The organism is Rasiella sp. SM2506, from assembly GCF_050859505.1.
In the GTDB taxonomy this organism is placed as follows: domain Bacteria; phylum Bacteroidota; class Bacteroidia; order Flavobacteriales; family Flavobacteriaceae; genus Marinirhabdus.
In genome coordinates, this window is sequence record NZ_CP193934.1 from 2,807,281 (window position 1) to 2,829,109 (window position 21,829).

The window sequence follows — 21,829 nt, forward strand, 5'->3', positions numbered from 1 at the left end:
ATTAACTTCCGGAGTATCGGAAAGGGGTTACTGTTTAATTGCGTGCAAAATTACAATTAAATGTTGAGCTTTCTGTATTTTCTATTTTAAAACGTAAACTGTAGCCCAGCATACCAGGTCCGTGTTTGGCTTGGGATAATCCCGGGTCCTGGGTATCCGGTGGCACGACGTACAAAGTAACTGTTGTCTAAGACGTTATTGATACCCGTTTCCAGACGAAACATTTTATAGGTATAACTCAACGAAAGATCCAAAATATCATACGCAGGAATCTCGCCCACAATCCCACTCTGACTTGCAAAATCACGCTCACTATTGGTAGCATCTGTAAATTGTTTGCTCAAATAGGTATATTGAATACTTCCAAGAAAATCTTTATAACCGAAGTTAAGCCCCGTTTTTAAATTAATTTTCGGGATAAATTCCACTTCGTTTCCTTCTACGTTGTTCTCTTCGGAAGAAGTGTATTCAGAATCTGTTACCGCTAGGTTTGAAAATATATTTAATCGAACATCTTCGTTTGCTGAAAAAGTGTTCCAAATATTCCAGTCTATAAAACTTTCCAGTCCGTAGGTTACTGCATCGCCAATATTTCCTCGGAATCGCTCTTGCTGAATATCACTCACAGCTCGTAAAATCACCCCTAGCCTATCCTCGTAGCTCAAATAGAAAGCACCAACATCATACCGCACCACCTTTTTGAAAGTTCCTCTTAGTCCTACATCTGCCGTAAACCCTTTTTCGTCTGTAATATTTGGATCTACTGTTAATGACGGATTGGTAACCCTGATATCATTAAACGTAACCGAACGGTAATTCTGACTCACATTTCCGTAAACTTCCAACGCACGGTTTGCTTTGTAGCTTAACCCTACGCCAGCCAACACAAACGAACGATCAAAATTTCGGTTATCGGGCAAAGTTTCATTTAATATTGGATTGCCTGCATTATCAAAATTGATGCGCTTGTAGGTTCCTTCACTTTCAGTTTTTATATACTCAAAACGGAAACCTGGTGTAACTGAAAATTTATCAGTCAGCTGAAAAATATTCTCTCCAAAAACAGCAAGATTGAGGTTGGGAAATGTAAAATCACTCTGTCTTGGGTAGTCAGGAAAGTCTGCATCAGCAAAACTGAAATCAGCATCTGCTCCATTGGTTCCCGGACCTTGACGCTCTTCGTTATTAGATTGATAGTATTTTGCACCCACCAAGACTGTGTTCTCGTTTTCAAATAAATTATAGCGGGTGATAAAACGTCCTTCCGCTCCCCAGTTCCTGAATTTACCAACAATCAATTCTCGTGGTGCGTCTAAATCGTCAGTTTGAGACACTCTATTTTCTCTAAAACCCACACTTTTTCTGGAAGCGTCCAGTGCAAAAAGATTCAAACTCATTTCCGTTTTCTCTGAAAATTGATGCTCCAGTAACAGTGAGAACAATTTCCAATCTACTTTAAACCAATTTCTAGTTCGGTTGCTGAAGGTTGGGTCTTCTTCAAATTGACTATCAGTTAATCCACCAGGTTGCTGCGCCAGATAATCCAAAAAGCTGAATTCCCCTGTAATCTTGGTTTTATCAGAAATCTCATAACTCACTTTTCCGAAGGCATTGTAACTATCAAATTGCGAATTGGGTCTAAAATCGTTTCCTGTTTTATAGTTGAAATAGGTATAATACCCAACTTTGCCCACCGTACCGCTCAAACTATTAAAGCTTGTAAATAAGTCGTTGCTACCCAATGTTTGTCTCGAAATCCATTCCATTTTTTTGTTGGGATTGGGCTGTTTCAGTTTAAAATTTATGAGTCCGCCAAACTGCGTTCCGTATTGTAAGGATGCAGCGCCGCGTACTACTTCAATCTGTTCAATTGCTTCGGCCGGCGGGGTGTAGTAACTTTCGGGATAGCCTAAAACATCTGCTGAAATATCATATCCATTCTGTCGCGTATTGAAATTGGCAGTCCGATTTGGATTTAACCCGCGACCGCCAATGTTGAGTTGTAAGCCTGCATCATTATTTTCGTAAATATTAAGCCCCACCACTTGTGCATAAATCTGACGTGCATTTCCAGCAGCAAGGTTTGCCGTAAGGTTGTCCATTACCACTACTTCACTTTTCTTTCCAGCATAGATAGCAGTTCCTTCAACATCTCGTAATTGTTTAAGGGCAAAAATGCGCTCTTTTCGTTTGGTGATAAGTACTTCTGAAAGCGTTTCGCCTAACTGCGGCAATTGAAAATTGAGGGAGGTGGTTTCAGTAAGATTGATATTTTTTTCCTCCAGTTCATATTCAAAACTGAAAACCACTACGGTGTGATTTCCCTGCGGAAGGTCTTCAAAAACAAAGACTCCTTCTGCATTGGTTTTTGTGCTTTTTGAAAGATTGGTTATGTAGACTTCAGCATTAGCGATGGGCGCTCCGTTTGCTTCGGTTGTAACAGTTCCGCTCAATGAAAATTGTGCAGCAAGAGATAGCGAAATACAACTGAATATTATAAAAACTACTATTTTCATGGCTTATAAACCTTTAATGGTATCGTTAAACGGAAGGATGAAATCTTTGTGTGCAAAGCTCTCTTTCACTTCCAATAAATTTACTGTGGGATCAATATAGGGCGCGCTCAATCTGCCATTGAGCGCTACATAACTTTCAACATATACCTCCAGGTTTTGGTGCCCTTGTGAGGAAAAATGGTCGCCTAAATAGTGTGCGTATTGTAGTATAAAATCAGGCTGAAAACTCATTTGCTTTTCCTGAAATGCATTTAAAAAGTCAGAATTATCCACCAAAAACTGTTTGCCTGTTTTTCCATCTTTCACTTTAAATTGGGCATATCCCGCTTTCTCCATCAACATAACGCGCCATGAAAAACGGTAGCCTTCTTCCGTCCAAAACAACTCGCCAGGATACACCAAATAGCGCCACGGAAATACCAGTTGAAACACTATAAATGCGCCCACCACATAATATTGAAATTTGCGTATTCCAGCTACGGAACTAGTTTTCACTTTAGCATCCCAGCTGTCTTTTGAAATTTTGAATACTTTGGAAATAAACGATAGAATTTTATGATGAAATCTGGCATCAAAAAAGATAAGGGCACTTACAATCATTATAAAAGGAAACATGCCAATTGGGAACAAAACCCGCGTTAATACGTGAAAAACGACAACTAAAATGAAGCCAAGCCATCGCGTCTTTCGGTACCATAATAAAAATGGAATAGCGAGATCGTATCCCGCACCGCCCCAACTAAAGGCATACTGCACCCACTCTTGCTGCAACAAATCACCTAAAAAAGGAATATCATACTTGGAGGGCAACCATATTTTTAACGGCATAGCTTTTACCAGCCAATCGCTGTTTAATTTTGCTAAGCCTGCAAATAAATAAACGATACTCAATAAAATCTTAATGGAATCGATGGACCATTGTGGAATATAAAAACTTGCTTTCTTCGGGTTTTGTTTTGCTTCTATAGAAAAGTACCGATGCGCTGGTAGGAAGATTAGTAGAAATGAAAGACAGCTTATAAAATAATAGTGATTGAGATAGGTGGTTTTATCCATGAACTCTATATAGGTGAAGCTCAAAAAGAAGATGATAATTGAGATTCGGTATTTATATCCCACTGCTACCAGCAGCGCAGAAATACCACAAACCGCAAACAAAACATAGGTAAAATTACCTAAGGGTTGCACCCACTCAAAACCGTAATAACTAAAATGAACCTTAGGCTCCAGGTATAATTTTTCGATCCAGCCGTGTGCCCAGAAACGGACAAGACTCGCAAAAAGCATCACACCAAAAAAAATACGAAAGACCGCCAATGGGGCAGCCTCTGTATTTTTGTTTAGATATGTTCGGAGTAAATTAATAAGATACTTATTTTATGATATTCTTGAAAATGAAACACGACTATTTAGAACCAGGAGACACGACTGATAGTAAACAAAACCTAATCTTCTGATTACTGCATACTAATTTACTGACTACAAATTCACTAAAACTAGTCTCCATCTGCATCCACGAAATCTACATCAATACTCAACGCTTGTAGCATATCTACTTTTAAGAGGATTACGTTACGTTGCAATTCGTCATACGTTTCTAACATTTTTCCGTTGTCCATTTGTATCTGGTTTGTAAAATCCGAATCCAAACCATTCAATTTACTTTTTGTAGTTGCGAATTGTGCCAAAATCAACCCACTTAAATCTTCACCATTTTTTATGGTATTCAAAAAATTGAGATAGGAAGCATAACTAGGACCTGTTTGATTTCCGCTAAAAGATTGTCCTCTAAAGAAACGTTCCGTAGCGTTTAAACCTGCTACTGCGAGTGTTTTTGAGAAGTCTTTGGTATAAAATGCTTCCACCGTATTTGGAAGTGGGGCGTTTGAAAACACGCCGGCAGGAATACCAATCTTTCCAGCTCGTAATGACTTTTCATAGTAGAAAATAAAATCGTTTGTTAATTTGTCTACAGACGCCGAAGCGGAAGAACCGTTGTTATTTACAAAATCGTCACGAAAGCCTCCAGTCCATGAGTCTCTTACATTAGTTGCAAGATCCAGAATGCTATTGGTTAATGCAGTAAGGTAGTCTCTATTTTTTTCGGCATTTGGATGTGTTGTATAAAAATCTAAAATTTCAGCATCGGTCGAACCTACACCATATATCATATAATCTATGGCAGGAAATCCTTGTGCATCATTGGTGGATGGAAGCGTGAAATCTGTGTTTCCGGAAATACTAAATGATTCAATTTCTGAAACATTGGTTGGATAGGTATTCATCCTGTCTCTAAATCGTACCGTTTCTGCAGGGCCAATTTCAAACATAGAAATATTTTGAAAAGCTATGTAAGCATCTTTGTATGCATTTCGAACAGCTGTTAATGTTGCTTGATCTGGTGTTTGAATAAATGAACCTGAACGTGTAGAAAGCAAAGCAACATCTGCTGTAAATTGATTATAAGAAGGCACAATACTATTGTCTGCCCAATGTACGAGCATGGCCGAGCGGTCAAAACTATCTTCTGCTACTTCTGGTGTACTCTCGTCACTTTTTGAACAAGCGTAGATTGCTGTTATAAAGGTGAATACTATTAAAATTTTTCTCATTGTCAGTTTATTTAAAGCTTGCAAAAGTACTAAATAGCAACCTATTTCATTGCAGGAAATAGGTTGCTTTGGCTATTTGTAAAAAAAAACTACTCTGTGCTGGCAGCTTCTGTTACAGTAAATGAAAATTTTGCGGCAATGGCTTCAGAAACGGTATCCAAGCTAGCTGGAGTGATATCCCAAAAACCATTTGCACCGTCGCTCATTAAATCGGAAATAAGACCATCTACTTCACTTCTACTGAAGAAAGAGACCCCATCTGAATTGTTTCTTGTAAATCGAAGGCTGTATACAAAACCATAGGCCTCAGAAAGATCGTGGAAGGCTCCTCCCATATCGCCATTTGTAATAGCAGTCTTACCATTTTGAAGATAGTAGATGCCGCGAATGGCAATTACTTCTGAAACTTTTTGACGAATAATCGCTGCTTGCTCATCGCGGACTTCGTAATTCTTGGCAACAATAGCAGCTCTACCCAATTTGAAGGCATTGTAAATAGTTAAGGCAATTCCATCAAAATCTGAATCATCGTTTACACGACCTACATATTCATTTAAAAAACTATCGTCTTCACCAATAGTTGCTATAGGATTCGCCGGATTAGCACTGGCACCAAATAAATAACCATATGCCTCGTCCCATTTGTGTTCCATTGTGGTATATAAATTGTCACCTTCGGTAATGTCATTATCGTTCGTATCACGGTTATCTGCTTCATCAAGAACTGCTGTACTTAAATAATTATTTAGCATCTGATCCATCATTAAAGCTCCAATCAATCCTTTGGCGAAGGCCTGGTTCATTTCAAGTCCTTTTCCGGTAACATATCTCACTGAAGATCCATCTGCAATTTGTCCCGCAACTCCTGGAGCGGCGGCTGTATTCTGATTTGGAAACACTTCATTAATTTGGGTTGAAATATACCCATCGAACGTACTCTTTATTTGTGAAGCTTCTGTAGCATTTGCTCCAAAAAAATCTTTGGAGGCTGCTATTTTGCTACGCACATTTTTATCGGAGGCATTTAAATTTGCATCACTAAAATCGTTTGCTCCTTCCTCGTGAGCGAACATAGCTTGTAATGAAGTTTCGGTAGTATTATCAAAGTCTTTAAAGGCTCCTAAAATTTCATCGGCCATTAAGATACGAGTGGTTTGTCCGCTAAAAGAGACTGTAGATGCGCCGTCGCGTTCAAATACGTAGGTTGCTGGAGCTTCAACATTTGTTGAGATAGCAGTTCCGCTATCGTCATCTGAACTACAAGAGGTGAATACTGCTGCGGCTATAATTGCAGGAATAATTAATTTTTTCATTTTAATTTTATTTAGACTGAATATAAATAGTTGATTATTTCAGCGCAAAAATAAAAAGCAAAATGAAAACTCACAAGCTTATTTAGAACTAATTTAAATAAAAATAGTGTTTTTTATGGATTGAGAGAAACCTCAAGTTGTCCTTTGTATTTAAGTCGTGTTAAACCAGCCCATTGGAGAATAAGTTTGGTGTCATTTTCAGAAAGATCTCCGTGTAACCAGGTGTACGTATCTAGTGGCATCTCCCCTTCTTCTACAAATTCTATCAATTCTTCTAGTTTATGATCTTTCTTTTTAATGGAATAGGTATTCCATTCAGACACATTAAAATGTCCTTTCCCGTGTTCTATATGCTCATCCAGCCACAATGAAACTGGAGCAATTTCAGAGTACCAAGGATATTGTGTTTGATTACTATGGCAATCATAACAGTTATTTTTTAATAGTTCAGCAACTTCAGGGCTAGGCACTGTTTCTTTTTCAAAAGCCATCACACTTTCATACCCGCCATTGTTTTTCTCGGGTCGTATAAATTGAATAATCACCAAAGCAGCCAAAGCTAAAAGCAAAAAATAACGTACAAATTTGTTCATAGGGATTTGTTTTATGGATTCAAAACTACTTATTATTTAGAACTAATCTAATAAAAAAATAGCATCTTATTGTTCGTCTTTCAAGTAATTAATGACCGCTTTTCTAATATCACCAGCCATTTCACTTTCTGAAGGCTTATAAATAGCTATAATACCTTCATTTTCTGGAGTCAAAAAAGGGATGTCAAAACCCTTCAGCAGAAAATCACTTATGGCAGCGGTATAAATTATTTCATCTCCAATAGGGCTTCCTTTTAATAGCCAAGGCCCATCATTGGACTCTTTAGCGACAGACATACGGTGTAGATACGCACCTGTTCCTGTATGAGATTCGCCATAATCTAATACTTTTTTAAGTAAACTTCCTTTCAGTTTTATTGTATAGATACTCCCGCCAAAGGGCAATACTCTAAAAATATCTAGACTCGTTACATCACCTTCCAGCCTATCGTCTAACCTAAAGGAACCACCATTTACAAAGACCAAATCCACGTCATCTTTATATGCATAGGCCATTCCTTTCGTAATGAGTTGGCCTAGGTTGGTTTGGGTACTTCTATTGGCGCTATCGGTTCCATCAAGAGGTGGTATCGCTTTATAAATAACTTCATAAGGATTGGATATTACTTCTTTAATTTTTTCATCCAGAATGCTATTCCATGAATCAACAACTGCTTTTACTTTGGGGGACGATGCCGTTTTATCTGTAATAGGAACTAATTCTGAAACTATATTTAATTTTTTAGTATTCAATGGATAGGTAAACGTATGCACATACACGGTCTTAGCATTAGCATCTGCTTTCACGATATTTGTATTATGTACGCTCACTAACATATGATTATGTTCGTGACCACCCATTAATAAAGGAATTTGAGGTAGTGCATTCGCCACTTTGGTATCTTGTTCCAGCGTTAAATGCGTAAGTCCTAAAATAACATCGGTTTTTTGCGCTTCTAACGTAAGAAAAGCAGTGTTAGCCTCAACCAAATAGTCACTATAAAAAACATAATCCTGTGGATTAGAATCTATAGTCACACTAAACAAACCAACGGTAAGAGCTGTGGTATCTGCTTTTTTAATCTGAAAGGTATAGGTATCCGGAATTCGAATAGAGTCCCCATCTTTAATGGTATAAAAGCTCATAGGCCCTTCTTTGGTTTGCTGAAAGACATTGGCAGACGTCCAGGCAAATTCAGATTCATTTAATCGTTTTTGAAGATCGTCTGGTTTTAAATCAAATTCATGATTTCCGAAGGTTGCCAGATCCACTTCCATAGCATTCATAACATCTATCATATGCTTTCCCCGAATAGTTTCTCCATCAACTTTAATAGTTCCTAATAGCGACGGATTTAAAAAATCACCCGCCATTACTAAAAAAGTATTTGGGTTTTCAGCTTTTATAGAGTCTACTACATGAGCCACACGTGCTAGCCCACCATACTTACCACCGCTCAATGGTGCTATTTCATAAACGTCGTTCATTTGAACTATTTTGAAAACGATGGTAGTCTCTTTTGTTTTTGTAGCTGGCGAAGGAGTTTTACAGCTGAAACAAAGTACAAAGAGCAGCGAAAAGAGAAAGGAGATTTTTTTAAACGCTTTCTTTAAAACTATTGTTGGTATTGGTTTCATCTTCGGTTGAGTTAATGATAAGTGCTAAAAATTTTAGTAGCTTCGTTATAGGAGCTCTCAAAAGACATTGGGTTAATGTTGGTAGCTACCTTTTCAGCAGTAAAAAAGCTAAGCATTTTTTCAGTAGGCATATTTCCTGTAAGCTCGTCTTTTGCCATTGGGCAACCTCCAAAACCTTGGATTGCACCATCAAACCTTCTACATCCTGAAGTATAGGCGGCTTGTATTTTTTCGTGCCAGGCCGTTGGAGTCGTGTGTAAATGCGCGCCAAACTCTATTTGCGGGTACGCAGGTATTAAATCTTTAAATAAATAGGTAATAATTTCTGGGGTAGACGTCCCTACGGTATCACTAAGCGACAAAATGGTTACACCCATCTCTGCAAGTTTCTCTGCCCACTCTCCTACTATTTCTACATTCCATGGATCGCCATACGGATTTCCAAATCCCATAGATAAATACGTCACAACTTCTTTGTTCTGAATAGCCGCTAACTCTAAAATCTCTTTCAAAATCTCAATAGATTGCTCAATAGTTTTATGGGTGTTACGCATTTGAAAATTCTCAGAAATTGAAAAGGGATATCCTAAATACTGAATTTCCGGATGCATCAGCGCAGCTTCGGCACCTCTTACATTGGCAACGATAGCCAGCAGTTTACTTTCGGTACTGGATAAATCTAACTTGCTTAAAACCTTCGCGGTATCCGTCATTTGCGGAATAGCCTTTGGTGAGACAAAACTCCCAAAGTCTATGGTGTCAAACCCACAGCGTAAAAGAGATTGGATGTATTGTACTTTTTGTTCGGTAGGAATCCAGTCTTTAATGCCTTGCATGGCATCCCGAGGACATTCTATAATTTTTACATTTTGCATCACTTTCAAAGATAGTATTTGAACCACTAATTATGAAGTTCGATCTACGATTTTCTGAAAAAAATATACGTATAGGAGAGAAAAGAATATAGAAAATAGAAAAATGAGGGTAGGACTTCATATAAAAATAAATACTGCAATTCCAACAAAAACAATTATTTGAAGCCACTTTAAAATTAATCCCACGCTTTTATGGGCTTTTAAATACGCTGAAATACTCCCAGCTAACAATGCTATAGTGCTAAAAATTAGAAATGAAAGAACCATAAAAACTCCACCTAAAATAAAAAACTGAAGCGCAGTTCCCTCCGTAGGATTCCAAAGAAACGCTGGAAAAAAAGCTATAAAAAAGAGCATCACTTTTGGATTTACTAAATTCATAAATACGCCAATTTTGAAGTAACGCCAATTCGATTTTTTTTGTGCAGTGTCTTCGTGTATAGCTATTGAAGCCTCTGCTCTAAAAATTTTATAGGCTAAGTAAAGTAAGTAGCCCGCACCTATACATTTTATAATAAAAAAGAGGTTTGGCGAAGCAGCTATTATAGCCGAAATTCCAAAAGCGAGCAATGCAGTATGCACAATACAGCCGCTAATGAGACCTGCCGTTGTGGCAATACCACTACTACTACCGTGCGCTAACGATTGGGTGAGCACATAAATATTATCGGGTCCTGGAGAGAGTGCTAATAGTAAAGTAGCAAAGGAAAAAGAAATTATTATTTCAATCATATTCTTAAAACTTCATGAAAGGAACAGTATTTGTTAGTACTTGTTATAGCAAACCAAATATCATGAAAAAAAATACACTTTTTGCCCTTTTCACCTTATTAACTTTCTCGCTAGGTATTTCACAATCTACCGCAACATACTCGGTAGTCTTCGAAAGCAACTGGTCTCAAGCTACACACCCGCACACTACTGGTAGTCTTCCTAGCGGTGCACACTGGTCTAAGTTAGTTGGTGCTACGCATACTAATGAAGTTAGTTTTTGGGAGATAAATAGTATTGCTTCAGCAGGTATTGAAGCAGTTGCCGAACAAGGAAGCAATGGTGCTTTTTTTGCTGAAATAAATGCTGCTATAGACGCCAATACTGCAAATAACCTAGTAGAGGGCCCTAGCTTAGGAACTGCGGCTGGACAAATGGTAATTAATACTATTGAAACCAATTCAGACTACCCTATGCTAACTTTGGTGAGTATGATTGCGCCAAGTCCAGATTGGATGATTGGAGTAAATAGTATAGCATTACTAGATTCTTTTGGAGAATGGCGAGAAAGCATTGTTATAGATTTATATCCAATAGATGCCGGAACCGATAGCGGTAATGACTATAGCTCTCCTAATGCAGATACAAACCCCAAACAAAACATTACGAGCGCTCAAGGAATTACACCTTTTTCAAATGAAAAAATCGGGACGTTAACTATTACGTTAAAAACTATTTTGGGTGTACATGATTCAAATAGTACAAAATTGAAACTTTTTCCAAATCCAACAAAAGGAGCTATTACTATTTCACTTAATAACGCTATTAAAACAATTGATATATACGATGTTCTTGGCAAAAAAGTGATGACAGCAAATGTTCAAAATGAAAAGACCTATACGCTGGATCTACAGGCACTATCCAACGGAGTATATATTGCACAGATTACAGATTTTACAAATGCTAAAGTAATAAAGAAAATAATTAAGCAGTAAGTAGCGCTTTGTTAATTTTAGCAATTAAAGAAGGCCCTTCATAAATAAAACCTGTGTATAGTTGAACCAAACTTGCACCTGCTTCAATTTTTTCCAGAGCATCTTCTGCAGAATGTATTCCTCCCACTCCAATTATTGGAAAGGCATTATTACTTTTTTCTGAAAGAAAACGAATCACTTCAGTGGCGCGCTTTGTTAAGGGTTTTCCACTTAATCCGCCTGCTTCAGATTTGTTTTCGGACTGAAGTCCCTCTCTGGAAATAGTTGTATTGGTTGCTATCACACCATCGATTTTCGTTTCAGCTACAATATCAATTATATCCAGCAACTGCTCGTTAGTTAAATCTGGCGCAATTTTCAGTAAAATTGGTTTAGGATTTGGCATTTTAGAATTTGCAGTTTTTAAAACCTTTAAAAGTTTTGTAAGTGGCTCTTTATCTTGTAGGGCTCTTAAATTAGGCGTATTTGGCGAACTCACATTCACCACAAAATAATCTACATACGCAAACAAGGCTTCAAAGCAAATTAAATAATCGTTTACCGCCTCTTCGTTAGGGGTCACTTTGTTTTTACCTATGTTGCCACCAATTAAAACGTGCCCTTTTTCTCCTGGCTTTGGATTGTTTTTTAAGCGCGCTACAGCTTCAACAACACCACCATTGTTAAACCCCATTCGGTTTATAATAGCTTGGTCTTCTTTTAATCTAAAAAGTCTTTTTTTTGGATTACCGTTTTGGGGTTTTGGCGTCACCGTTCCTATTTCAATAAACCCGAAACCAAAATTTGCCAGTTCCTTGTACAGTTTTGCATCTTTATCGAATCCAGCAGCCAAACCCACTGGATTAGGAAATGTGAGACCAAATAAATTTCGCTCTAATTTTTTGTCGGTTCTTTTATAAATACTTCGGAAAATACTTGCAAACCCTAATTTATGAAGATTTTTGACCATTTTAAAAGTAGCGTAATGTACTTTTTCAGGATCTGATGTAAATAATAAGGGACGAAGAAGGGATTTGTACATGCTAAAATATTGTTGTGCAAAAATAGTATTAAAACCGTTAAAAATGTTTGGGTTATTCCGTTAATTTGTAAGGAAATTCAGAAGCTATGATAGATAAACAACACTTAATTAATAGATTTATAAAGTATGTTACTGTGGATACCGAAAGCGACCCGGAAAGCAATACAACACCCAGCACCGCAAAGCAATGGGATCTTGCCAAAGCATTGGTAGAAGAGTTAAAAGCTATAGGACTGCAAGAGGTAACTATAGACGAGAATGCCTATATTATGGCTACGCTACCTTCCAATATTGATGAGGATGTTCCTGTTATTGGTTTCGTTTCTCATTTTGATACTACGCCAGATTTTACTGGTGCCAATGTAAAGCCGCAAATTATCGAGAACTATGATGGCGGAGATATTGTTTTACATAAAGATAACAACATCATTCTGTCTCCAAAAGATTTTGACGATTTGCTTCAGTATAAAGGTCAAACCTTAATTACTACAGACGGTACTACCCTCTTGGGAGCCGATGATAAAGCAGGTATTGCCGAAATAGTTTCGGCTATGGAATATCTAGTGCAACATCCAGAAGTAAAACACGGAAAAATTAGAGTAGGCTTCACTCCAGATGAAGAAATTGGTCGTGGCGCTCATAAATTTGATGTAGAAAAATTCGGGGCAGATTGGGCTTACACTATGGACGGCAGCCAAATTGGTGAACTGGAATATGAAAATTTTAATGCCGCAGGAGCCGTAGTTACTGTAAAAGGTAAAATTGTACACCCAGGGTATGCCAAAGGAAAAATGGTGAATAGTATGTATATAGCCACAGACTATATTAACTCACTCCCAAGAATGGAAACACCAGAGCATACCGAAGACCGTCAAGGCTTCTTTCATTTGTATAGCATAAACGGAGAGGTAGATGGTACAAAAATGCAGTATATTATTAGAGACCATGATAAGGGGCATTTCGAGGCAAGAAAAGAAATGATGGTTAAATTGGCAGATGAATTAAATACACAATTTGAAAAAGAAGTCATCACGATTGAAATTAAAGACCAATATTTCAATATGCGTGAGAAGATTGAACCTGTAATGCACATTGTAGACATTGCCGAAGAAGCCATGAGGCAAGCAGGGATAAAACCTAATATTAAGCCCATTCGAGGGGGCACGGACGGTTCTCAACTTAGTTTTATGGGATTGCCTTGTCCAAATATTTTTGCAGGTGGCCATAACTTCCACGGACGTTATGAGTATGTTCCCGTTGAGAGTATGTTAAAGGCTATCGAGGTGATTGTGAATATTGCGCAGTTGATTCCGCAGAAAAAATAATAGAAAAATAAAAAGCATAAAAAAACCTCGCAATGTATATTGCGAGGTTTTTGTTTTATAAATACCTCTTATTTCTTTTCAATAATGGTACTGTTTTTATTTTCATTTAACTTCATGCTCAATTCCATAGAAAGAGCAGAACGCTCAAACTTCATTTTACCAGCACCAGATTCTATAATACAAGTCCCATCATCATTAAGATCAAGGATTTTACCATGCATTCCGCTTTTGGTAATCACTTTATCTCCTCGGTTAAGGTCTGCTGCAAATTTTTTCTCGTTTTTAGAGCGTTTCATTTGCGGTCGTATCATAAATAGATAGACAACCAAAAACATTAAGATGAGTGGGGCAAAACTTTGTAATGATTCCATAAATAAGGGTTAAGCTTTTATTAGTTTCCGCTTAATGGCGTTCCTGCTGAAGCACCATCTGTAGGATTTACAAAAGCTTTAATTTGTAACGTTTCTTTACCTGCCTTGGTGTTTGCTGTAATCGTAACCGTTTTACTTACTTGGTTTTTACCGGTACCATTAAATTTTACCAATAATTCACCTGAAGCTCCTGGAGCAACTGGTTCTTTTGTCCAAGTAGGAACAGTACATCCACAGCTACTCTTTGCATCAACAATTACCAAAGGAGCGTCCCCTGTATTTGTAAATGTAAATATGGTCTCTACGTTTGTTCCTTGGTCTATAGTACCAAAATCGTGAACTGTTTTCTCAAACTGCATTACTGGGGACTTCCCAGAGTTCTCGTCTCTGTCTGCCGCTGCTGCAACGTTTTCTTCTTTTACTTTTTCTGAAGCTTCGTCCTTACAAGATGTAAAAATGAATGCTGAAAGTACAGCGATGATCAAAAATGATTTTTTCATAGTATAACTTATTTAAAATTTCAATCGCAAAAATAACTATTTTTTGCCTTTATTGCAAACCACGGCCTATTTTATTTAAAGTCTTATTTTCTGTGAATTCCTTCACGAGTTTGTCTAGAATTCCATTGATAAAAATACTGCTCTTTGGTGTGCTGTACTCTTTGGAAACTTCCAGGTACTCATTAATCGTAACTCTCACGGGAATGGATGGAAAATATAAAAATTCTGCAATTCCCATTTTTAAAATTGTAAAATCAATTTCGGCGATACGCTCTTTGTCCCAATTAGGTGTTTTGCCGTCTATTTGAGACACTAATTTTTCTTCGTTTAAGATAACTTTTCGAAGTAATTGGATAGCATACTCCTTATCATCTTCATTTTTATACAACGCAGGAATAACGGCTGCGCTATTACCTTCTGAAATTTTACCCAGCATTTTTACGATAGCCGTATTTACAATGGGGAAATCGTCCACCCACGTAAGGCGTCTATCTTCAATATATTCGTATAATTTTTCGTTGGGAGCAATAACTTCTTTAAATACTTTCACCAGAAATGTTCTGTCTTCTTTAAATGAAGTTTCCGGTTGCGAAAGATAATCGGTATACCATTCTTTAGAAAGAAGGTCTCTGAAAAGGATAGCGATATACTCATCGTCTTCTTTCCAATAATTTAGTTTTTTCTTTTTTAAAATTTCTTGAAGAAAAGAATTTTCGGCTAAAAGCGCAATGGCTTTATTGTCTACAAATCTTCTGCTAGGATTTAATTCTAAAGCAGTAGCCAAATGTTTTTGTTGTGACTTTTGCAAATATGCCTCGGAATGATTCTTTAAAGCAACCATGCTTTGAAGCAATAGCACATAGAGATCGTGCATTTGCTCTATGCTATACCAAAGAAATTTTTCCTGCTTGTCCAGATCGGCGTGCTGCGTCTGGTTAAAAGCGTATACAGATTGTAAAACTTTAACCCTAATATGTCTTCTTGTGAGCATAGATTATAAAGAACTTTTTGTGTTGAAAAAAACAGCGCACAAAATTTAGTTTCGTGCGCTGCAAAGATACTATATTCTATAGCCGAAAAAACTATTTTTCGTTCTTTCTAGCATCAATTCTTGACTGAGCAATATCGAGGGCAGCTTGGTGCGTTGTGATATCTTTTGCTTCAGCATTTTTCAGTATTTCTAGTGTGGTGTTGTAGATGTTTTCAGTCTTACGGATAATTTCTTGTTTTCCGTAGTTCTCCAATTCGGCATATACATTAATAATTCCACCTGCGTTTATTAAGAAATCTGGTGCATATACAATACCTCTATCTTGTAAAATCTTACCATGTCTTAGCTCTTCAGCTAACTGGTTGTTTGCTGCTCCAGCAACTATTTTCGCTCTTAATTGGTGAATCGTAGTGTCGTTAATGGTTGCACCCAGTGCACAAGGGGCATAAATATCCATGTCTTCTGCATAGATATTATTACCTCCGTAGATAGCTACATTGTATTTATCTCTCACTTCTTCCAGACGTTCCTGGTTAATATCTGAGATGTATACCTTAGCACCTTCGTTTGACAAATGCTCTACTAAAGCTTCCCCAACATTTCCAATACCTTCTACATATACTGTCTTATCTTCCAGAATATCACTTCCGTAAGCGTATTTTGCAGCGGCCTTCATCCCCATAAACACACCGTAGGCGGTAATTGGTGATGGATTTCCTGCACCTCCTTTTTCTTCAGAGATTCCAGTAACATACGGAGTTACGGTACGTACCAAATCCATATCACTGGTAGCCATCCCCACATCTTCTGCAGTTATATACCTACCACTCAACGAATGTACAAACTCACCAAAACGCTTCATTAATTCGGGCGTTTTTTGAGTTTTTGCATCGCCAATAATTACGGCTTTACCACCTCCTAAGTTTAAACCTGTGATGGCAGATTTAAATGTCATACCACGAGAAAGACGCAAAACATCGTTTAAGGCATCCCACTCGCTATTGTATTGCCACATTCTGGTGCCTCCCAAAGCAGGTCCTAAGACCGTGTTGTGGATACCAATAATTGCTTTTAATCCCGTATCTTTGTCGTTGCAAAAAACAACTTGTTCGTGATTGTCAAAAGATAGTTGGCCAAAGACAGGAGCCATTTTTTTTAAGTCTTCTTTGTTCATTATATCCGTTACCATAAATTTGTTCAATTTTTAAGATATCCTCAAAAAGGACGTGCAAAAGTAGTCTTAAATTAATAATCCCGCAAAACAATAGTTGTTAAAACACTTATTTGTCACTAAAAATATTAGCTCTAAATGAAAGAATTACAGTACATTAACCGCTTTTTTATTAAATATAGAGGAAGGTTATTATTGGGGCTCATAGTTACAATTGTTGCTGCAATCTTCAAATTATTCGTACCCATTGTTATTGGAGATACTGTAAATGTGGTAGATGAATATATTCGTGGGGAAACTACAGATCTTGCCTATGTAAAGTCTGAGCTTATTAAAAACATCTTACTCATACTGGGTACTACGCTACTCGCAGCATTGTTTACCTTTATTATGCGACAGACAATTATTGTGGTTTCTAGACATATAGAATTCGATTTAAAAAACGTTGTATTTGAACAGTATGAACGTCTTTCGCTAAGCTTCTACAAACAAAACCGAACAGGAGACCTAATGAACCGTATTAGCGAAGATGTAGGAAAGGTAAGAATGTACGCCGGCCCCGCTGTTATGTACAGCACCACTACAATTACGCTTTTTATAGTAGTGCTTTCGTATATGTTTTACAAGGCTCCACTCCTAACCTTATATGTAGTTGCACCACTGCCCATCCTTTCATTTTTTATCTATAAATTAAGTAAGGCTATCCATAAACGTAGCACCATTGTACAACAAGTACTTTCCAGACTCACCACATTTGCACAAGAAAGTTTTAGTGGGATTTCGGTCATAAAAGCCTACGGCATCGAACCAAGAATAAATGACGGCTTTGTAGACCTTTCTGAAACAAGTCGTGACAAAAACATAGATTTAGCAAAAATACAGGCCTTATTTTTCCCTTTAATGGTGTTGCTTATTGGCGCCAGCAACCTTCTGGTAATTTATATTGGCGGTAACCAATACATTAATAATGAAATAGATTTTGGGACTATTGTAGAGTTTCTTATTTATGTGAATATGCTCACCTGGCCCGTTGCTATTGTGGGATGGGTTTCCAGCATGGTGCAACAAGCCGAAGCTTCTCAAAAACGAATCAACGAATTTTTAAAAGAAGTACCCGCCATCCAAAACACCGTTTCAAAAACTGAAACCGTAGCGGGCACCATTGAATTTAACAACCTAACATTTACCTATCCAGACACGAACATCACTGCGTTAAAAAATATTTCTTTTTCAGTAAAAGCGGGTGAAACGCTGGCCATTGTTGGCAACACGGGAAGCGGTAAATCTACTATTCTAGAGCTTATTGGAAGATTATACGATGTGCAAAGCGGTACGTTAAAAATAGACGGGATTCCCATTGCCGAACGTAATCTTAATACTATCCGTCAGGCTATTGGGTATGTGCCTCAAGACGCGTTTTTATTTAGCGATACCATAAAGAATAATATAAAATTTGGTAAAGAAGAAGCAACAGATAAAGAAGTATTTGAAGCCGCCAAGAATGCTGCGGTACATAAAAATATTGTAGGTTTTTCGAACGGGTACGATACCATACTGGGCGAACGAGGAATTTCATTAAGTGGCGGACAGAAACAACGTGTTTCTATTGCCCGAGCTATTATAAAAGATCCAAAAATATTATTGTTTGACGATTGCCTTTCAGCAGTAGATACCGAAACTGAAGAGGAAATCTTACAAAACCTAAACAACATTTCGGCTAAAAAAACAACAATTATAGTAAGCCACAGAGTTTCTTCAGCAAAAAATGCAGACACTATTATTGTACTGGAAGAAGGCAAAATCATACAACAAGGTCCTCATTCACAACTTATAAATAAAGAAGGTTACTATAAAGAATTATATAATAAACAACTTTCTGAAAAAGAAATGTAGCCAAGCGTTTGGCTTATTTAGTTTTTTTTTTGATTTTTGGCAGACGTATAAAAACAAATACTACTATGAGCGATACTTATTCGATGGAGAAAGAAGAAATATACAGCAAAGTAATGCGCGCCGGTCGCCGTACCTACTTTTTTGATGTAAGATCTACTAAGGCAGGAGATTACTACCTAACCATTACTGAAAGCAAGAAATTTACCAACGACGATGGTTCTTTTCATTACAAAAAACATAAAATCTACTTATATAAAGAAGATTTTACAGAGTTTAAAGACCACGTGAGCGAAATGATAGACTACATCATCGACGAAAAAGGCGAAGAAGTAATAAGCGAACGCCACCAAAGTGATTACAAAAAAGATGATGAGATTGGTGGACCACAAAGCGCTCCCGAAGCTGGAACGGTAGCAGATGAGCCAGCAACAACCAATTTTACCGATATTAATTTTGACGATATATAATCTCAAAAAAATATTTTACCACAAACCGCCTTTTAATTAGAGGCGGTTTTTTTATTTTTACGAGATGGGCGTTTCCCGTTTCTTCGCTAAAAAAAGCGAAAAACAGGACGCGCTTTCAGCTATATCTTTTTTGCCAATCGTGCCCAGAACATAACCCAAGAGCACGTATACGCAAAAAAGTATGGCGCTTCAATCACTAACGCAAAGGCTAAAAATTTACAATCACAACTATGAAAAAACTACTCCTCCTTTCCTTTTTATGTATCACAATCACATCTGTAGCACAAGATTACAACGTAGATTTAGACTACTACCTCCCAACCGATGTAACCTATAATAAAAATATCCCCACACCCAAAAGTATCATAGGTCACGAAGTTGGCGAATGGCACGTCACCCACGACAAATTAGTCTATTATATGACCGCCTTAGCAGAAGCAAGCGACCGCATCACCCTGGAAAACAGAGGAACCACCTTTGAAGGCAGACCTTTGGTATTGTTAACGATCACTTCGCCAGCAAATCACAGTACTATAGAAACCATAAGAAAAAACCACATCGGCTTGACCGAAAGCGGTAGCAATGCTTTAACCACGGAGAACATGCCAATTGTTGTCTACCAGGGATTTTCAATTCACGGAAACGAGGCAAGTGGTTCCAACGCATCTTTAGCCGCAGCGTATTATCTGGCAGCCGCTCAAGGTCCAAAAATTGACGAATTATTAAAAAACACAATTATTTTATTTGATCCTTCACTAAATCCAGATGGGTTACAACGTTTTTCCTATTGGGCAAATATGCATAAAAGTGAAAATATAAATCCAGATCCGTACGATCGCGAATATGACGAAGTATGGCCTGGCGGACGTACAAATCACTATTGGTTCGATATGAACCGGGATTGGCTGCCTGTGCAACTCCCAGAAAGTCGTGCCCGTATAACTACATTTCATAATTGGTATCCAAATATTTTGACAGATCACCACGAGATGGGAACCAACTCCAGCTTTTTCTTTCAGCCTGGAATCCCATCTAGAACAAATCCTTTAACACCAAAACTGAACCAGGAGCTAACCGGTAAGATTGGGAATTACCACGCAAAAGCTTTAGATAAAATAGGAAGCTTCTATTATACCGAAGAGAATTTTGACGATTTCTATTACGGGAAAGGAAGCACCTTCCCGGATATTAATGGCGGAATTGGAATTCTGTTTGAGCAGGCTTCTTCTCGTGGACACGGACAGGAAAGCGATAATGGCATTCTTACCTTTCCATTTACGGTTCGCAACCAGTTTACGGCAGCACTTTCTACATTGGAGGCAGCCGTTGGGATGCGCAAAGAGATTTTAGACTATCAGCGTACTTTTTATAATGAAGCCCGTAGCGAAGGAGGCTCTGGCGCTATTGTCTTTGGCGACGAAAAAGATGCTGGAAAAACCTATGAATTAGCTCAGATTTTACAACGTCAAAAAATAAAATTCCACGAAGTAAAAAATGACTTCACTAAAGATGGAAAAAACTATAAAAAAGGTTTTAGCTACATCATTCCGAAGAACCAGAAACAATCACGTCTCATAAAAGCGATGTTCGAAAAGCGAACTACCTTTCAAGACAGTCTGTTTTATGATATTTCTGCGTGGACGTTTCCTTTAGCTTTCAACCTGGATTATTCCGAGGATGTAGCATTAAGTCAGGCAGGTGAAGAAGTGACCGATTTACAAATGAAAATTCAAAACGCACCCAACACTTCAAATTATGCCTATGTTATGGAATGGCACGAGTATTACAGCCCAAAAGCGCTTAATTTAATTCTAAAAGAAGGATTAAGAGCCAAGGTTGGAATGAGTCCGTTTACATTGGAAAACGTAACCTATGATTACGGTACCGTGATGATTCCTGTACAAAACCAAAAATTACAAGGCGCAGCATTGAATAAATTTTTAACTGAAGTAAGTAAAGAAACAGGCGTAAAATTCACAGGCGTACAAACCGGATTAACCAAAGGGATAGATTTAGGAAGTGGCCAGTTTAGAGCTATTGAAATGCCAAAAGTAGGACTTTTAGTAGGGGAAGGTATTAATCCAAGTGATGCTGGAGAGATTTGGCACTTGTTCGACACGCGGTATGATATGCTCATTACAAAGCTAGACACTAAGAATTTTGGGCGTATGGATTTGAGTAAATATACCGATATTATTTTGCCAGCCACCTGGGGAAGCGCTTTAGATAAAGACGACACCGAAAAATTGAAAGATTGGGTACGCACAGGCGGTACTCTTATTGGTTTTAGAAACGCAGGCCGTTATTTAGAAAGTAATGAGCTGCTAAAGATGAAATTCAAGAAAAAACAAGATACGGCAAAAGCCATCACCTTTGAACAACGTGGCGACTATTTTGGAGCCCAGGTAATTGGAGGCGCTATATTTGAAGCCAAACTAGACCGCTCCCACCCTATTGCATTTGGTTATAAAAACAGTACGTTACCTATGTTTAGAAATACAACGCTGTTTGTAGAAGCCGATGAGAATAGTTATAACAATCCAATTCAGTATACAGCTTCCCCGTTGTTAGCCGGCTATATTTCCAAACCAAACTTAGAAGAATTAAAGAACACAGTTCCTTTTAAAACAGGTGGCTTAGGGCGCGGACAAGTAATCTATTTTACAGACAACACCAACTTCAGAGCTTTTTGGTACGGAACCAACAAACTGTTGATGAATGCTATTTTCTTTGGGGATGAGATGTAGGAAATAGTTGGTAGCGGGCAGGATGCTTCGCTGGTAGTTTGTGGTTTGTGGTTGAAAATAATCTTTAAAAAGGCACTCGTAAGTTCGAGT

18 protein-coding genes are annotated in these 21,829 nt (G+C 37.8%); 5 read left to right on the top strand and 13 right to left on the bottom strand.

The window, feature by feature from the left end:
- Positions 1-86 precede the first annotated feature (86 nt).
- The 8 genes from ACQ2HF_RS12625 to ACQ2HF_RS12660 form a co-directional block, all read right to left on the bottom strand.
- Positions 87-2,516 carry a TonB-dependent receptor domain-containing protein gene (locus ACQ2HF_RS12625; protein WP_432410777.1) on the bottom strand — a complete coding sequence of 810 codons (2,430 nt, stop codon included), beginning with the start codon at positions 2,514-2,516 and terminating at the stop codon, positions 87-89.
- A 3-nt stretch (positions 2,517-2,519) separates the two neighbouring features.
- On the bottom strand, positions 2,520-3,803 hold the full coding sequence (locus ACQ2HF_RS12630; protein ID WP_432413094.1) for an HTTM domain-containing protein: 1,284 nt from the start codon (positions 3,801-3,803) through the stop codon (positions 2,520-2,522).
- 209 nt (positions 3,804-4,012) lie between these two features.
- Positions 4,013-5,128: an imelysin family protein gene (locus ACQ2HF_RS12635; RefSeq protein ID WP_432410778.1), complete on the bottom strand. Its 1,116-nt coding sequence runs from the start codon at positions 5,126-5,128 to the stop codon at positions 4,013-4,015.
- An 89-nt stretch (positions 5,129-5,217) separates the two neighbouring features.
- Complete coding sequence (locus ACQ2HF_RS12640; protein WP_432410779.1) at positions 5,218-6,441, bottom strand: DUF4856 domain-containing protein; 1,224 nt, start codon at positions 6,439-6,441, stop codon at positions 5,218-5,220.
- A gap of 113 nt (positions 6,442-6,554) precedes the next feature.
- Positions 6,555-7,034: a heme-binding domain-containing protein gene (locus ACQ2HF_RS12645; RefSeq protein ID WP_432410780.1), complete on the bottom strand. Its 480-nt coding sequence runs from the start codon at positions 7,032-7,034 to the stop codon at positions 6,555-6,557.
- Positions 7,035-7,100: 66 nt separating this feature from the next.
- Positions 7,101-8,672: a bifunctional metallophosphatase/5'-nucleotidase gene (locus ACQ2HF_RS12650; protein WP_432410781.1), complete on the bottom strand. Its 1,572-nt coding sequence runs from the start codon at positions 8,670-8,672 to the stop codon at positions 7,101-7,103.
- Positions 8,673-8,683: 11 nt separating this feature from the next.
- Positions 8,684-9,547 carry a hydroxymethylglutaryl-CoA lyase gene (locus ACQ2HF_RS12655; protein WP_432413095.1) on the bottom strand — a complete coding sequence of 288 codons (864 nt, stop codon included), beginning with the start codon at positions 9,545-9,547 and terminating at the stop codon, positions 8,684-8,686.
- 117 nt (positions 9,548-9,664) lie between these two features.
- Entirely contained in the window at positions 9,665-10,279 is a 615-nt protein-coding gene (locus ACQ2HF_RS12660) for a LysE family translocator (protein WP_432410782.1), read from the bottom strand.
- Positions 10,280-10,341: 62 nt separating this feature from the next.
- Between ACQ2HF_RS12660 and ACQ2HF_RS12665 the strand changes: the two genes are divergently transcribed.
- Complete coding sequence (locus ACQ2HF_RS12665) at positions 10,342-11,253, top strand: spondin domain-containing protein (RefSeq protein WP_432410783.1); 912 nt, start codon at positions 10,342-10,344, stop codon at positions 11,251-11,253.
- On the opposite strand, the gene ACQ2HF_RS12670 is transcribed toward ACQ2HF_RS12665, so the two are convergent.
- Entirely contained in the window at positions 11,243-12,274 is a 1,032-nt protein-coding gene (locus ACQ2HF_RS12670; RefSeq protein WP_432410784.1) for a quinone-dependent dihydroorotate dehydrogenase, read from the bottom strand. The genes ACQ2HF_RS12665 and ACQ2HF_RS12670 overlap by 11 nt on opposite strands.
- Positions 12,275-12,360: 86 nt before the next feature.
- Between ACQ2HF_RS12670 and pepT the strand changes: the two genes are divergently transcribed.
- Positions 12,361-13,599, top strand: a complete 1,239-nt coding sequence (pepT, locus tag ACQ2HF_RS12675) for a peptidase T (RefSeq protein ID WP_432410785.1) — start codon at positions 12,361-12,363, stop codon at positions 13,597-13,599.
- Positions 13,600-13,667: 68 nt separating this feature from the next.
- Here the strand turns inward: pepT and yajC are convergent, their stop codons facing one another.
- The 4 genes from yajC to ACQ2HF_RS12695 form a co-directional block, all read right to left on the bottom strand.
- Complete coding sequence (gene yajC, locus ACQ2HF_RS12680; protein ID WP_432410786.1) at positions 13,668-13,970, bottom strand: preprotein translocase subunit YajC; 303 nt, start codon at positions 13,968-13,970, stop codon at positions 13,668-13,670.
- Between the two features lie 20 nt (positions 13,971-13,990).
- Positions 13,991-14,470, bottom strand: coding sequence for a DUF1573 domain-containing protein (locus ACQ2HF_RS12685; protein ID WP_432410787.1), 480 nt, complete (start codon positions 14,468-14,470; stop codon positions 13,991-13,993).
- Between the two features lie 49 nt (positions 14,471-14,519).
- A complete protein-coding gene (gene nusB, locus ACQ2HF_RS12690) occupies positions 14,520-15,461 on the bottom strand; it encodes a transcription antitermination factor NusB (RefSeq protein WP_432410788.1) in 942 nt (313 codons plus the stop codon).
- A gap of 91 nt (positions 15,462-15,552) precedes the next feature.
- Complete coding sequence (locus ACQ2HF_RS12695) at positions 15,553-16,650, bottom strand: Glu/Leu/Phe/Val family dehydrogenase (protein WP_432413096.1); 1,098 nt, start codon at positions 16,648-16,650, stop codon at positions 15,553-15,555.
- Positions 16,651-16,770: 120 nt separating this feature from the next.
- Here ACQ2HF_RS12695 and ACQ2HF_RS12700 point away from each other — a divergent pair, with 120 nt between their 5' ends.
- The 3 genes from ACQ2HF_RS12700 (at position 16,771) to ACQ2HF_RS12710 (ending at position 21,739) form a co-directional block, all read left to right on the top strand.
- A complete protein-coding gene (locus ACQ2HF_RS12700; RefSeq protein WP_432410789.1) occupies positions 16,771-18,525 on the top strand; it encodes an ABC transporter ATP-binding protein in 1,755 nt (584 codons plus the stop codon).
- Between the two features lie 65 nt (positions 18,526-18,590).
- Positions 18,591-18,992 carry a PUR family DNA/RNA-binding protein gene (locus ACQ2HF_RS12705; protein ID WP_432410790.1) on the top strand — a complete coding sequence of 134 codons (402 nt, stop codon included), beginning with the start codon at positions 18,591-18,593 and terminating at the stop codon, positions 18,990-18,992.
- 230 nt (positions 18,993-19,222) lie between these two features.
- The gene (locus tag ACQ2HF_RS12710; RefSeq protein WP_432410791.1) at positions 19,223-21,739 is read left to right on the top strand and encodes a M14 family metallopeptidase; all 2,517 of its coding nucleotides are present in this window, start codon (positions 19,223-19,225) and stop codon (positions 21,737-21,739) included.
- The last annotated feature ends 90 nt before the right edge of the window (positions 21,740-21,829 follow it).

What these genes read in the sequence shown, in the direction of transcription:
- ACQ2HF_RS12625 (WP_432410777.1), bottom strand. Translation starts at nt 2,516, where the DNA reads ATGAAAATAGTAGTTTTTATAATATTCAGTTGTATTTCGCTATCTCTT.
- ACQ2HF_RS12630 (WP_432413094.1), bottom strand. Translation starts at nt 3,803, where the DNA reads ATGCTTTTTGCGAGTCTTGTCCGTTTCTGGGCACACGGCTGGATCGAA.
- ACQ2HF_RS12635 (WP_432410778.1), bottom strand. Translation starts at nt 5,128, where the DNA reads ATGAGAAAAATTTTAATAGTATTCACCTTTATAACAGCAATCTACGCT.
- ACQ2HF_RS12640 (WP_432410779.1), bottom strand. Translation starts at nt 6,441, where the DNA reads ATGAAAAAATTAATTATTCCTGCAATTATAGCCGCAGCAGTATTCACC.
- ACQ2HF_RS12645 (WP_432410780.1), bottom strand. Translation starts at nt 7,034, where the DNA reads ATGAACAAATTTGTACGTTATTTTTTGCTTTTAGCTTTGGCTGCTTTG.
- ACQ2HF_RS12650 (WP_432410781.1), bottom strand. Translation starts at nt 8,672, where the DNA reads ATGAAACCAATACCAACAATAGTTTTAAAGAAAGCGTTTAAAAAAATC.
- ACQ2HF_RS12655 (WP_432413095.1), bottom strand. Translation starts at nt 9,547, where the DNA reads ATGCAAAATGTAAAAATTATAGAATGTCCTCGGGATGCCATGCAAGGC.
- ACQ2HF_RS12660 (WP_432410782.1), bottom strand. Translation starts at nt 10,279, where the DNA reads ATGATTGAAATAATAATTTCTTTTTCCTTTGCTACTTTACTATTAGCA.
- ACQ2HF_RS12665 (WP_432410783.1), top strand. Translation starts at nt 10,342, where the DNA reads ATGAAAAAAAATACACTTTTTGCCCTTTTCACCTTATTAACTTTCTCG.
- ACQ2HF_RS12670 (WP_432410784.1), bottom strand. Translation starts at nt 12,274, where the DNA reads ATGTACAAATCCCTTCTTCGTCCCTTATTATTTACATCAGATCCTGAA.
- pepT (WP_432410785.1), top strand. Translation starts at nt 12,361, where the DNA reads ATGATAGATAAACAACACTTAATTAATAGATTTATAAAGTATGTTACT.
- yajC (WP_432410786.1), bottom strand. Translation starts at nt 13,970, where the DNA reads ATGGAATCATTACAAAGTTTTGCCCCACTCATCTTAATGTTTTTGGTT.
- ACQ2HF_RS12685 (WP_432410787.1), bottom strand. Translation starts at nt 14,470, where the DNA reads ATGAAAAAATCATTTTTGATCATCGCTGTACTTTCAGCATTCATTTTT.
- nusB (WP_432410788.1), bottom strand. Translation starts at nt 15,461, where the DNA reads ATGCTCACAAGAAGACATATTAGGGTTAAAGTTTTACAATCTGTATAC.
- ACQ2HF_RS12695 (WP_432413096.1), bottom strand. Translation starts at nt 16,650, where the DNA reads ATGGTAACGGATATAATGAACAAAGAAGACTTAAAAAAAATGGCTCCT.
- ACQ2HF_RS12700 (WP_432410789.1), top strand. Translation starts at nt 16,771, where the DNA reads ATGAAAGAATTACAGTACATTAACCGCTTTTTTATTAAATATAGAGGA.
- ACQ2HF_RS12705 (WP_432410790.1), top strand. Translation starts at nt 18,591, where the DNA reads ATGAGCGATACTTATTCGATGGAGAAAGAAGAAATATACAGCAAAGTA.
- ACQ2HF_RS12710 (WP_432410791.1), top strand. Translation starts at nt 19,223, where the DNA reads ATGAAAAAACTACTCCTCCTTTCCTTTTTATGTATCACAATCACATCT.